The 12,239-nt window shown below is 67.0% G+C and carries 13 protein-coding genes and 1 pseudogene; 7 read left to right on the top strand and 7 right to left on the bottom strand.

Translation table 11 applies throughout. The features are described 5' to 3' along the window. Together BRAS3809_RS15500 and BRAS3809_RS15495 are read right to left on the bottom strand one after the other, a co-directional pair. Window positions 1-282 (bottom strand): annotated as a pseudogene (locus BRAS3809_RS15500) (site-2 protease family protein); the annotation flags it as partial. Then, on the bottom strand, window positions 279-1,226 hold the full coding sequence (locus BRAS3809_RS15495) for a DUF2167 domain-containing protein (RefSeq protein WP_008963057.1): 948 nt from the start codon (window positions 1,224-1,226) through the stop codon (window positions 279-281). The pseudogene BRAS3809_RS15500 and the gene BRAS3809_RS15495, both read right to left, overlap by 4 nt. Window positions 1,227-1,462: 236 nt before the next feature. Between BRAS3809_RS15495 and BRAS3809_RS15490 the strand changes: the two genes are divergently transcribed. Continuing rightward, a complete protein-coding gene (locus BRAS3809_RS15490) occupies window positions 1,463-2,284 on the top strand; it encodes a hypothetical protein (protein WP_008963056.1) in 822 nt (273 codons plus the stop codon). A 73-nt stretch (window positions 2,285-2,357) separates the two neighbouring features. On the opposite strand, the gene BRAS3809_RS15485 is transcribed toward BRAS3809_RS15490, so the two are convergent. From BRAS3809_RS15485 to BRAS3809_RS15475, 3 genes are all read right to left on the bottom strand, one after another. Continuing rightward, window positions 2,358-3,191 carry a hypothetical protein gene (locus tag BRAS3809_RS15485; RefSeq protein WP_008963055.1) on the bottom strand — a complete coding sequence of 278 codons (834 nt, stop codon included), beginning with the start codon at window positions 3,189-3,191 and terminating at the stop codon, window positions 2,358-2,360. Window positions 3,192-3,452: 261 nt separating this feature from the next. Further along, entirely contained in the window at window positions 3,453-4,913 is a 1,461-nt protein-coding gene (locus tag BRAS3809_RS15480) for a GH1 family beta-glucosidase (RefSeq protein WP_008963054.1), read from the bottom strand. A 193-nt stretch (window positions 4,914-5,106) separates the two neighbouring features. Continuing rightward, window positions 5,107-5,895, bottom strand: a complete 789-nt coding sequence (locus tag BRAS3809_RS15475) for a c-type cytochrome (protein ID WP_240535688.1) — start codon at window positions 5,893-5,895, stop codon at window positions 5,107-5,109. Between the two features lie 329 nt (window positions 5,896-6,224). Between BRAS3809_RS15475 and nthA the strand changes: the two genes are divergently transcribed. The 4 genes from nthA to BRAS3809_RS15455 all read left to right on the top strand — a co-directional run bounded on the left by nthA (window position 6,225) and on the right by BRAS3809_RS15455 (window position 8,841). Beyond that, the gene (gene nthA / locus BRAS3809_RS15470; RefSeq protein ID WP_008963052.1) at window positions 6,225-6,860 is read left to right on the top strand and encodes a nitrile hydratase subunit alpha; all 636 of its coding nucleotides are present in this window, start codon (window positions 6,225-6,227) and stop codon (window positions 6,858-6,860) included. Continuing rightward, complete coding sequence (nthB, locus tag BRAS3809_RS15465; RefSeq protein ID WP_008963051.1) at window positions 6,860-7,519, top strand: nitrile hydratase subunit beta; 660 nt, start codon at window positions 6,860-6,862, stop codon at window positions 7,517-7,519. Before nthA ends, nthB begins: the two co-directional genes overlap by 1 nt. Beyond that, a complete protein-coding gene (locus BRAS3809_RS15460; RefSeq protein WP_008963050.1) occupies window positions 7,516-7,905 on the top strand; it encodes a nitrile hydratase accessory protein in 390 nt (129 codons plus the stop codon). The genes nthB and BRAS3809_RS15460 overlap by 4 nt, the downstream gene beginning before the upstream one ends. Before the next feature lie 180 nt (window positions 7,906-8,085). Further along, the gene (locus tag BRAS3809_RS15455; RefSeq protein ID WP_008963049.1) at window positions 8,086-8,841 is read left to right on the top strand and encodes a hypothetical protein; all 756 of its coding nucleotides are present in this window, start codon (window positions 8,086-8,088) and stop codon (window positions 8,839-8,841) included. Between the two features lie 53 nt (window positions 8,842-8,894). On the opposite strand, the gene queC is transcribed toward BRAS3809_RS15455, so the two are convergent. Continuing rightward, a complete protein-coding gene (gene queC, locus BRAS3809_RS15450; RefSeq protein WP_008963048.1) occupies window positions 8,895-9,605 on the bottom strand; it encodes a 7-cyano-7-deazaguanine synthase QueC in 711 nt (236 codons plus the stop codon). A gap of 125 nt (window positions 9,606-9,730) precedes the next feature. Between queC and mazG the strand changes: the two genes are divergently transcribed. Next, window positions 9,731-10,549, top strand: a complete 819-nt coding sequence (gene mazG, locus BRAS3809_RS15445) for a nucleoside triphosphate pyrophosphohydrolase (RefSeq protein ID WP_008963047.1) — start codon at window positions 9,731-9,733, stop codon at window positions 10,547-10,549. A 21-nt stretch (window positions 10,550-10,570) separates the two neighbouring features. Here the strand turns inward: mazG and BRAS3809_RS15440 are convergent, their stop codons facing one another. Continuing rightward, complete coding sequence (locus tag BRAS3809_RS15440) at window positions 10,571-11,473, bottom strand: LysR family transcriptional regulator (protein WP_008963046.1); 903 nt, start codon at window positions 11,471-11,473, stop codon at window positions 10,571-10,573. A 125-nt stretch (window positions 11,474-11,598) separates the two neighbouring features. On the opposite strand from BRAS3809_RS15440, the gene BRAS3809_RS15435 reads away from it, so the two are divergent. Beyond that, window positions 11,599-12,239 (top strand): MFS transporter (locus BRAS3809_RS15435; RefSeq protein WP_035656394.1); only part of this gene is annotated, 641 nt, incomplete at its 3' end.

The following is a 12,239-nucleotide window of genomic DNA, read 5'->3' as shown; positions in this document are numbered from 1 at the left end:
CGCCACATACGCCTCCGTCTCCACGTCGACGGGGTGCTCCTTGAGCGCGATCCAGGCGCCCACGAACGGAATGAAGGCCGGCGCGCCAACGTTCAGCCCGCGCTGCCGCGCGGCGACGTAGTGTCCCATTTCATGGGCGAACAGCAGCGCGATGAATCCCGCCGCGTAGCGCCAGCCCCAGATGCCGGCATAGACGATCAGCGACAGCAGCATCGTGCCGCCGCTCATGGCGAGCTTGCCCCATTTCAGGCCGGAGAACAGGATTAGAAGAAGCGCCTTCACGCGGCACCGCCGGCCTTGTCGTTGCGCGGCTTGCGTCGAAAGAAGTTCGTGACCGCAGCCCCGACCCCCAGCGCTCCAAAGATGATGAGCTTGGCAAACTTCAGGATGAAGGCGCCCGCGAGCGCGAGCAGTCCGAGCTTCTTGGCGGCGACGCCGCCGACCAGCGCCAACAGCCCATATTCGGCGATCCGATCCGTGCTCGCGCTGAAATCCTCGTAGCGCTTGCCGGAGTTGTAGGAGAGATCGGACAGCAGCTCGTGCGCGACCGCCTTGTCGCCCTTGACCCGCTCGGAGCCTGACAGCAGGTTGAGGCTGAAATAGCCGTCGCGTCCGAGCGCGAACGTGTTGTAGTTGACGTTCTTCGGCGCATCATCGGGTTGGTTCTTGTCCTTGGCGAGCAGCGACCAGACCAGGCGATGCGTCGTCGAATCGTAGGCCGGCGGCTCGATCCAGCCGATCACCACCATCTCCGGGAAGCCGCGGGCGACGCGGTCCTTGTTCGCCTCCTCCGCGCCGGCGCGCAGATTGTTCAGCAGTTCATCGGCGTTCCAGTTCTTGGCGTCGTCATCCTTGATGTAGCCTTCCTTGATGTGCTTGATCACCACCATCCAATCGTCGTCCTGGCGCTTGCCGACGACCAGACCGACGAAGCTTGCATCGTTGACGACGTTGCCGAGCGCGCGCAGCACCCGCAGGCCTTCGCTCTTGGGAATGTAGAAGTAGTCGGCGGGCAGCTTGAGCGTGCCCTGATCGATCAGAGCGATGTCACTCGGTCCGTCGGTCCCCGCCTGGCTCGCGGCCTGCCAGGCCGCCATCAGCTCCGCCTTGCGCGTCGCCTCATCCGCCGGCGCGGCTTGTGCCTGAGCAGTTAGGCCCAGGATCAGTTCATACAGCAGCGCCGTCGTGCACAGCACGGCGCGCGCGATGGCGATCGATCTCTGCATCGTTTCCCCCCAGCCTCACGATCAACGGTTGGATCGTACCTTGAAGGCCGTCGGCCGCGCAAGGAACCTGCGACGCGGCTCGTTGCTTGGCGGACGCCGGGGAAGATTGTCCGAAAAGGCCCCCTCCTCGTCACGACGCTGTCTTGCTTTCGGCCAAAGCGGCCGCTCCAGTCACGTTTGAAAATTCAAATAGAAAAGCGGCGTCGGCGGCGGGCGTACAGGGTTTGGGGATCACCATGCAGTCCACACAAAATGTGCAACAGATCGATCCGAGCGAGATCGGGCTTGCTCCGGAGAAGCCTGAGAAGGCGGGCTACGATCAGCTCTACCGCCGCGTGCTGCGCGAGGTGCTGACCCGGATCGACACCCGCCTGTCCGCGATCGAGAAGCCGGGCGTGGCGGCGGAGGCCCCTGCCGCGGTCAGCACAGGCGAGGTACCTGGCAACGAGCGTGGCCGCTGGGCCCGCGTCAAGGCGCCGTTCGGGAAACTGCGCGGGCGCAATGCGGTGGGACTTGCGCTGCTCGTCGTGCTGGTCGGCGGCTCGGTGGCCTGGTCGCAACGCGAGGCCGGGACGGCACTGATGGATCGCTGGATGCCCGGCTCCAGCGAGGCGACGTCGGAGGAAGCCGCGGCCCAGCCGGGCAATGAGGACGCGATGATGTCGAACGCCTCGCTACGGGGCACCGACGACGGCGCCGCCAACGGCACGCCGGCGACCTTGATGCAGCGGATGGCGCGCGACATCGCCGAATTGCAGCAAGGGATCGAGCAGATCAAGTCGACCCAGGATCAGGCCAGCCGCGACCACACCCGCGCCATCGAGCAGTTGCAGGCCGGCCAGGATCAGTTGATGCGCCTGGTCTCGCGAATGTCGAATCAGGGGGCGCAAGCGCGCGGCACGGCGGTCCCGCCAGGCGCGCCGCAACAGATCATCGTGACGCCGCAGCAGCGCACCACGACCGGGCTGGCGCGCAACCAGCCGCAGCAGCAGGGCTCGACGATCGGAAATTTCCTGACCCGCAACACCTCGGGCATCCAATCGCCATTGCCGCGCTGAGCCCGTCAGACCATTCTGGCTTGTGATCGTCTAAACCAGCAGCGGCCACCGCCGCTGCTGGTTTCGTTTTGCGTCACGAGCAGCGATGCAGCCGGCCGTCGTAGCCCCGATACTTGCCGGTTTCCGCGTCATAGGTGCGGAAGCTCTTGCAATTGCGACCGCTCCTCGCATGGTGCTTCGGCTTGGCGGCGCGGGGCTTGTGCTTGACGGCCTTGTCGTCGTCCTGCGCGCGGTGATGATGCGCGTGCGTCTCTGACCCGCTTGCTGCCTCCGGCTTCGCAGCGGCTTTCGGCGCCGGAGCCGACGGGACCGCTGCGGCCGGTGCAGCGACCGCGGGCTTGCTGGTCTCGGCCGCCTTTTCCTCGGGCTTCGCCTGCGCCTTCTCGGGCTCTTTGGCGTCCTTGACGACGGCCGCAGGCGGCGGAGCGTCCGCAGGTTTGGCCTCGGTCACCGCGGGTTTCTGCCCTGCGTCCGTCTCTGGCTTGACCTCCTGCTTGGTCTCTTGCTTGAGCTCGGTCTTGGGGTCGGTTTTGGCTTCAGTCTTGGGTTCGGGATTGGCCGCGTCCTTCGCCTCGGCCGGCTTGACGTCGGCAGCGCTCTCGGTCGACGCCGGCTTTTCGGCCGCAGCCTTTTCCGTCGGAGCGGCAGCCGCGGGCTTGGGCTCGTCGGCGGCAGCGGCCGCCGGTGCGGTGCCGGGCTGGGCGGGCTTGTCCGCGGGCTTCTCCGTCTCGGCCGCGGCATCGGCGGGCTTCTCGGCCGCCTGCTCTGCCGGCTTGGTCTCGGGCTTGGGTTCGGGCTTGGCTTCGCTGACCGCGGGCTGGGCTTCGGCCGGCTTGTCGACGGCTGCGGCCGCAGGCTGCTCCGTGGCCGGCTTCGTCGCGTCGCTCTGCGCGTTTGCAGGGCTCATGGCCGAGCCCAGGAGACAGACAAGAATGCCGGCGCACAAGCGGCCGACAGGCGAACGAACGACAGATACTGACATGGCGAGAAGGTCTCACTAGTGGATCACGCGAGCCCGCCGTTTACGTCAATTCGGCTGACCTTTGCCGTTCAAATTGTCGCGGGTGCGAAAGAGAGACGCGAACTGTGCTTTCCCCACCATGCGCACGCAATGTCGGCGTGAGCGGCGGCGTGGTGATCTCGTAAAAGTAGCGCTGCGAGGCTGGGCTCAGGCACTCACGGCATTGCGCGTGATCACGTGGCGATAATAGGACGCGCTGAGCTTGGGCGTGCGGACCTGGGTGTCGAAGTCGACGTAGTAGACGCCGAAGCGCTGCTTGTAGCCGAACACCCATTCGAAATTGTCGAGCAGGCTCCACAGGAAGTAGCCCTTCACGGGCACGCCCTCGGATGTCGCGCGCTGCAACTGGGCGAGATAGTTGCGCAGATACATCACGCGATCGAGGTCGTGGACCTTGCCGTCGGCCGTGATCTTGTCGTCCGACGAGGTGCCGTTCTCGGTGATGTAGATGGTCTTGAGATTCCAGATCTTGGCCGCGAGCTTCGGCACCCAATAGGCGGTCTCCGGACCGACCAGCAGCCACGGCGAGCTCATATGCGGGAACGACGCCGGCATCGGCAGAACGTCGAAGCCCGGCGCGCGATTCGACGCCACCACATAGGCCTGCGGCGCGTAGATGTTCAGGCCGACGAAATCGACCGGCGCCGAGATCGTCTTCAGCTCGTCCGCCGTGAACACCGGCGCGTCCTTGCCGGACCACGCCAGGAAACCCTCCGTGTAGCGGCCTTCGAGGATGACATTAAGGAAGCCGGCATTCATCTCGCGCGTCGCGATCTCGGCGGCGCGGATATTCTCCGGCGTGTCGATCGCCGGCAGGCAGGCGGTGATGTTCTCGGCCATGCCGACGCGGGTGCCCACCCGCCCCCGGGCGCGGATCGACTGCACGGCGAGGCCATGCGCCAGCGCCACGTGGTGGCGCGCCTGGTTGACCTCCTGCGGCGGCAGCTTCAGCCCGGGCGCATCGATGCCAAGGCCGTAGCCGAAGGGAATGAACCGCCCGCATTCGTTGATCGTGAAGATGGTCTTGACCCGGTCGCTGAGATGCTGGGCGACATGGCCGGCATAATGCGCGAACGCCCTTGCGGTGTCGGCCGATCGCCAGCCGCCGACGCGATCCTGCAGCGCCTGCGGCAGGTCCCAATGATAAAGTGTCGCGTAAGGCTCGATACCGTTGGCGAGCAGCTCGTCGACCAGCCTGTTGTAGAAATCCAGCCCCTTCGGATTGGGCGTCAGCCCGCCATCCGGAAACAGCCGCGGCCACGCGATCGAGAAGCGATAGGCGCGGCAGCCAAGCTCCTTGATCAGCCGCACATCCTCCTTGTAGCGATTGTAGTGATCGCAGGCGATGTCGCCGGTCGAGGCATCCTCGATGTTGCCCTGCAGATGCGTGAACACGTCCCAGATCGACGGGCCCCGGCCGTCGGCGCGGGCACCGCCCTCGATCTGATAGGACGAGGTGGCCGTGCCCCAGACGAAATCGGCCGGGAAACGGCGGCTCGCATCCTCCCCCACGGTGGCCTCCTCCGCTTGCGCCGGCGTATTGGCCGCCCCGAGGGCAGCCAGTCCGGCCAGCTTCGCAAGATCACGGCGGGAGACGTCGTTCGGCATTGATGAACCTCAAGGTCTGGTCGTTTCACCCCCGGGTCCGGCGGGCGAACCCGACTAGGAACCACATCTGGGCGCCAATTTGAACAGTCCGAGATGGCCGCCGAAACAACGCCGGACGCCCCACTGCGTTCGACATCCGAACCCCTGCGGCGCCCGACGGCCGCCGCGTGAATGCCTCGAGACGGCCCCGCCGCTACGGCGGCAGCGATGCGGCATAGGCCGCGAGCGCGGTCATGTCGGCCAGCGTCATCCGGGCGGCATTGTCCTTCATCGGCTCGGCCATGGCGCCGTTGCGCAGGCCATGTTTGAACTCGTAGAGCTGGCGGACGATCATGCTCGGCGACCGCCCGGCGAGCGGCGGGATGTCGGCCTGTCCGCGCAGATCGTCGCCATGGCACCCGCCGCAGGCCGGGATGCGGTTGGCCTCCCTGCCCATCGCGAGCTCCTTGCCGCGTGCGACGCTTCCAGGCGGGACATAGGCGGTGAAGGTGACCCGGGAGTCGCGGTTGACAAAGGCCTCCTCGTCGTCAGGCATTTCGATGATGCGCGCCCCGAGCGGCTCGCTCGGCCCGTCCTTTCTGGGCGTATAATACCAGTTGGGGACGTAGTTCGCAGGCACGGTATCGGCTTCCACCACCTTGATGCGCGCCGGCAGCTTCATTGCCGCATAATAGGCCACGGACGCCTTGATCTCGTCGTCGGTCAATTCCTTGAGCGCGGCAATCATCCGAAACACATGCGCCCGCGCCGGCACGCCGGTGGTGCGCTTGCCGGTGCGATAATCCTCGATCTGGCGCAGCATGTAGTCGGCCGGAAGCCCGGCGAGGCTGGCATTCTCCGGGCCGCCGACGCCTTCGGGCCGATGGCAGACGCCGCAGGGGCGCAGGTTCGGGCGGCGGCCGCGGGCCACGATCGCAGGCATCGGCGCATGCGCGTCCGGGAACCAGTCGAGCGCGAAGAACAGATCCCGGATCTCGGTCAACGTGAAGCCCGCGTTGCTCCCGGGAACGCGACGCACCGACCCGTCATCGGATGGCGGCACGTAGTCCTTCGGGGCGATCGGGTAGGCCCATACGGGCGGTGGATCGTCGTCTGCTCTCAGCGGGTCGGCACCTGCAAACAACGCAATCAAAACGACGAGGCTCAAAGCGCGGCAGCGCATCACATCCATGTTCGAAATGTCCAATTCCCATCAAACAACATGCGACTGTCACACGGGCGCGGGCGTGTCGCAACACAGCTGCGTGCGCGCGTGGCATTTGCCGCGCGCTCGGCTCGACAGCGGTGCCCGATTACGCCTATGCTCGGGGCATGACCGACCACGATCACCATCACGATCATCACCACGATCACTCGGATCTGTCCGAGACCGAGCTGCGCGTCCGCGCGCTCGAAACCATCCTGACCGAGAAGGGCTACATCGATCCGGCCGCGCTCGACGTGCTGATCGAGACCTATGAAAGCAAGGTCGGGCCACGCAACGGCGCCCGTGTGGTCGCGCGGGCATGGACCGATCCGGCCTTTCGCGCGCGGCTGCTCGCCGATGCGACGCCGGCGATCGGCGAGCTCGGCTATGCCGGCCGCCAGGGCGAGCACATCGTCGCGATCGAGAATACGCCGGAGCTGCACAACATGGTCGTCTGCACCCTGTGCTCCTGCTATCCCTGGCCCGTGCTCGGCCTGCCGCCGGTCTGGTACAAGTCGGCGCCCTACCGCGCCAAGGCGGTGAAGGATCCACGCGGCGTGCTGCAGGATTTCGGCTTCGCGCTGGCGCCGACGACGAAGATCCGGGTCTGGGACTCGACAGCGGAGATCCGTTATTTCGTGCTGCCGATGCGGCCCGAGGGCACCGAGGGCTGGAGCGAGGATCAGTTGGCCGAGCTGGTGACGCGCGACAGCATGATCGGCACCGGCCTGCCGAAGCGGCCTGCTGAGGTGACCCGCTGATGGATGGCGCACACGACATGGGGGGCGTTGCCGGATTCGGTCCGGTGCGTCCCGAGCCCGACGAACCGGTTTTTCACGCCGAATGGGAGCGCCGCGCGTTCGCCCTGACCTTGGCGATGGCGACCCCGGGCGGCTGGAACATCGACATGTCGCGCTTTGCCCGCGAGAACCGGCCGGCGGCGGACTATCTCGCAAGGAGCTACTACCAGATCTGGCTCGCCGGCATCGAGCGCCTGATGGCCGAGCGGCATCTGGTCGAGGCCGATGAGATCGCCGCCGGAAAGATGCTGCGTCCGGCAAGGCCGGTCGCCAAGATCCTGAAGGCGGCGGATGTCCCGGTCACGCTCGGCCGCGGCGGACCGACCGAGCGCGCCGCCACGACGCCGGCGCTGTTCGCGGTCGGCGATCGCGTGCGCGCCAAGGACATGCATCCGCCGACGCATACGCGGCTGCCGCGCTACGTGCGCGGCCATGTCGGCCGGATCGAGGCGCTCAGAGGCGTGCACGTGTTTCCCGACAGCAATGCGCATGGCCATGGCGAGAACCCGCAATGGCTCTACACGGTGTCGTTCAGCGGCGCCGATCTGTGGGCCGATGCGCCGGATCCGCTGCTCGAGGTGACCGTCGACGCCTTCGAGCCCTATCTGGAACGCGCATGAGCGCGCCCGATCATCAGGCCGCGCTCGCGGCGACGCAGGTTTTGCCCGGCATACCCGTCGATGCCGAGGGGCCGGTGTTTCGCGAGCCGTGGGAGGCGCACGCTTTCGCGATGGCGGTCACGTTGCACGCGCGCGGCCTGTTCACCTGGCCGGAATGGGCCGCCGCGCTCGCCGAGGAGATTTCGCGGGCGCAGGCCGAGGGCGACGCCGATTGCGGTGACACCTACTACCGGCACTGGCTCGCCACGCTGGAGCGGCTGGTCGCCGAAAAGGGCGTGACCACGCCCGCCAACCTCGCCCGCTACCGCGACGCCTGGGATCACGCCGCCGACCGCACGCCCCATGGCAAGCCGATCGAGCTGTCGCCCGAGGACTTCGCCGGCTGAGCCGGCTCATGATCAGCATCGTTAATCCCGAGTGACCAGCTCGCGCGGCATTCGACCTTCGCGTCTTAACGGTGGGGTATGCATGATGCGAAGAGCCGTATTTGCTCGAAATTGAACGTTCACGACTGTGTTCGTAGCGTCCCGCGCATCTTCATTGCTGAAGTGAGGGGGGACACCGGAATGTCCGCAGATGAATCTTTCGCCGCCATCGTCGACACGCTCACGAGCGCGCGCCGCGACTATCACGAAAAGCTGAAATCGATTCCGCAATACGAGGCCTTCCTGCTGATCGAGGACTCGACGAGGAAGGCCGCCGGCGCCCTGCACGGCACCGAAGCCTCGGGCTCGTCGATCGCGACCGACGTGATCGATTCGCTGCAATATGCGCGTACCCGGTTCGAGCAGCACATGACCTCGATTCCGCAATATCGCGTGCTGCAGGCGATCGACAAGGTGATCAAGGAGATCTCCGAGCATCTGGGTCTCAGCGCGGCGGAGGACGTGGCGGCGCCGCCGAGCGCTGCTGCGGAAGCTGACCATGCGGAGCCCGAGGCTGCCGCAATGAGCGCCGACGCAGCCGAGGAGGACGCGCCCGCGGAGACTGTTGCCGAGGCATGCGAACCCGAGGTCGCGGAAGAGCCGGCCGCCGAACCCGCCACCGAGGTCGAGGCTCCCGCGCTGCGCGTCGTCGAGGCCAAGGCGCCGTCGATCGTGCCCGCCGATGACGCCGATGCCAGCCATGAGGACGACATCGTCGTGCTCAATGCGCCGGCGTGGGAGAAGAGCGGAAAGGACGCGAAGGACGACATCACTGCGCGGCTGGCCGCCCAGGCGGCGTCCGCTGCCGTCGACCAGGCCGACGACAGCCATGACGATGCCGACACCGATCTCGTGGTCGTCAGCAAGCGCGAGCCATCGGACCACGAAGCGGCCTGACGTCGTCACCTCGATCGAAGACCGCGCGGGGCCTCATGGCCCCGCTTTGCGTTTCAGGACCCGCCGCCGACATAGGCGTGCCAGCCATGGGCGCGCAGCTCGCAGGCGGGACATCGGCCACAGCCATGGCCCCAATCATGCCGGGCGCCGCGCTCGCCGAGATAGCAGGTGTGCGACTGGTCGCGGATGAGATCGACCAGGTCCCTGCCCCCGAGATCATGCGCGAGCTGCCAGGTCGCCGCCTTCGTCAGCCACATCAGCGGCGTGTGCAGCTCGAGCGGGCGCGCCATGCCGAGGCTCAATGCCGCCTGCAGCGCCTTGATGGTCTCGTCGCGGCAGTCGGGATAGCCGGAATAGTCGGTCTCGCACATGCCGCCGACGATGTGGCGGATGCCGCGCCGATACGCCAGCGCTGCCGCGAAGGTCAGGAACACGAGATTGCGGCCCGGCACGAAGGTGTTGGGCAGGCCGTCGGCGCCCATCTCGATAGCGACGTCGCGGGTCAGCGCCGTCTCCGAGATCGCCGCCAGCGTCGGGATGTCCAGCGTGTGCTCGCAGCCGAGCTTGCCGGCCCAGTCGGCGCGCACCTTGACGAGGCCTTCGCGCAGCCGCGCCCGGCAGTCGAGCTCGATGGCGTGACGCTGGCCGTAGGAAAAACCGATCGTCTCGACCCGCGCGAAGCGGTCGAGCGCCCAGGCGAGGCAGGTGGTCGAGTCCTGTCCGCCCGAGAACAGCACCAGGGCCGTTGCATCCTGTTCACTCATGGCTCCCGCTTAGCATCACCATCCGGCCGGGCCAACCCGGCATGAACCCGCGGCGGTTTTCGCTGGGAGGGGCGCGCCGCTTGAGGCATACAGACGGGCATCGAACGACGCTGTCAGGACCTGCAATGACCCCTTCCCGCGACATCTCACGCCTGATCGAGATCATGGCGGCGCTGCGCACCCCCGTCACCGGCTGTCCGTGGGACGTCGAGCAGACGTTCGAGACGATCGCGCCCTACACCATCGAGGAAGCCTATGAGGTCGCGGATGCGATCACGCGGGCGGATCTCGACGATCTGCGCGAGGAGCTCGGCGACCTCCTGCTGCAGGTGGTCTATCACGCCCGCATCGCCGAGGAGCAAGGCGCGTTCGCCTTCGGCGACGTCGTCGAAGGCATCACCAAGAAGATGATCCGCCGCCATCCGCATGTGTTCCCGGACAAGGACGGCAACGTCACCAAGCCGACCAAGGGCACCTGGGACCGCATCAAGGCCGAGGAGAAGGCCGAGCGCGCCGCGCGGCGGCCGCCGGAGGAGCAGACCGGCAAGGCCTCGCTGCTGTCGGGCGTGAAGGCCGGGCAGCCGGCGCTGGTGCGCGCGATGGAGCTGCAGAAGAAGGCGGCGACCGTCGGCTTCGACTGGAACGACCCGCGCGCGGTGCTGCAGAAGATCCGCGAGGAGGCCGACGAGATCGAGGCCGCGCTGGACAAGAAGGACGCCACCGAGCTGAGCGCCGAGACCGGCGACCTCCTGTTCGCGCTCGTCAACCTCGCCCGCCACGCCCAGGTCGATCCGGAGACCGCACTGCGCGGCACCAATGCCAAGTTCGAGCGCCGTTTCGCCCATATCGAGCACACGCTCGCCGCCAACGGCCGCACGCTGGATGAGGCCTCGCTCGACGAGATGGACGAGCTGTGGAACGAGGCGAAGCGGCTGGGGAAGTGACGGCCAGCGTCCGGCTTGCGATCACCCCTCCCTCGCCGTCAGAACGCGCTTTGCGATGGCGACGAATTCCTGGGCCGCCGGCGACAGTCCGAAATCGGCGCGGCTGAGCAGCGACACATGCCGGTGGATCGTCGGCTGCGACAGCGGCACCGCCGCCAGCGTCGGGAATTGCGACTTCGGCAGCATGTGCCCTGGCAGGATGCTGAGCCCTGCCCCCTCCGCCGTCAGCGCCAGCGCCGTCGTGATCAGCGAGACCTCCAGAACCGGCTTCAGCGTTCGACCCGTCCGCGCCAGCGCGTCGTCGATCTGAGCGCGAATGCGGGTGCCGCGTCGCATCGTGATCAGGTCGGAGCCCATCACGCTGTCCCACGCCAGGCGGCGGCTATGTTCGAACCGCCCGTCTTTCACGCCGATCGCCGATAGCGGGCTTCGGATCAGGGGTTCTATTCTCACTTCCGGCACGCCCTCGTCCTCGACGCTGCCGAGCCCGAATTCCGCGTCTCCCGCCATCACGATGGCAAACAATTCGTCGGGGGCGACGTCGCGCAGGTCGATGCTCACGTCGGGATAGCGGGCACGAAAGGCCGCGAAGACGCGCGGCAGCAGCGCCGAGGCGACGCCGGCCGAGACCGCGATGGCGATGCGCCCGGCCTTGATCTCCGCCAGATCGCGCATCCGGCGCGACAGCCCCTGTGCGCCGGCCAGGATGCGCTCCGCAGCCGGGATCGCCTCGCGGCAAGCCGCGGTCGGATGCAGCGCGCGCGTTGTCCGGTCGAACAGCCGGAGCTGAAAATTCTCCTCGACCTGCCGGATCAGCAGGCTGATCGCCGACTGGGTGACGCGCAGCTCCGCGGCCGCCTTGGTGATGCTGCCGAGCCGATACACCAGGACCAGGGCCTCCAATTGCCGCAAGGTCGGGGCCATTAGCTTCCCTCATGAATGAATGAGAATTTTGTGGCTAATCGAAAGAGTTTGAACATGCAACATAGTTGCAAACAGCCGGCGCCACCGAGGGTGCGAGGTAACAACATGGACACCGGGAGGGACAATTGTCGCAAGCGATCAATCTCACACGCTATGTCGACGACCGGCCACTGTCGGGTTTCCAGATCAGGGTGATCTGTCTGTGCGCGCTGGTCGTCGGGCTCGACGGCTTCGATGCCCAGGCGCTCGGCTTCGTCGCGCCCGCCCTCAGCAAGGACCTGCATCTCGCGCCGGGAGCCTTGGGCCCGGTGTTCGGTGCGTCCCTGTTCGGCGTGATGGTCGGCTCCCTCGTGTTCGGCGCCCTCGCCGATTATCTCGGACGCAAATGGCTGGTCGTCGCCGGCGTCCTCGTGTTCGCGCTGGGATCCCTGGCCACGAGCCAGGCCACGAGCGTCTCCGACCTCGTGATGCTCCGGTTCGCCACGGGCGTCGGGCTCGGCGGCGTCCTGCCGAACACCATCGCACTGACCGGCGAATACGCGCCGCAGCGTCGCCGGACGCTGCTGATCATGCTGATGTTCATGACCGTGTCGCTGGGCTCGGCGATCGGCGGAGCGGTCGCGGCCAAGCTCATCACCGCCTATGGCTGGCAGGTCATCTTCATCATCGGCGGCGTGCTGCCGCTGATCCTGTGCCCGATCCTGATCCTGTGGCTGCCGGAGTCGCTGTCGCTGCTGGCGCTCGACCCAGCCAAGGGCGACCGCGT

Source organism: Bradyrhizobium sp. STM 3809, assembly GCF_000239795.1.
Classification (GTDB): Bacteria; Pseudomonadota; Alphaproteobacteria; order Rhizobiales; family Xanthobacteraceae; genus Bradyrhizobium.
The sequence above is the reverse complement of the archived record's forward strand: the minus strand, read 5'-3'. Positions and strand labels throughout refer to the sequence as shown.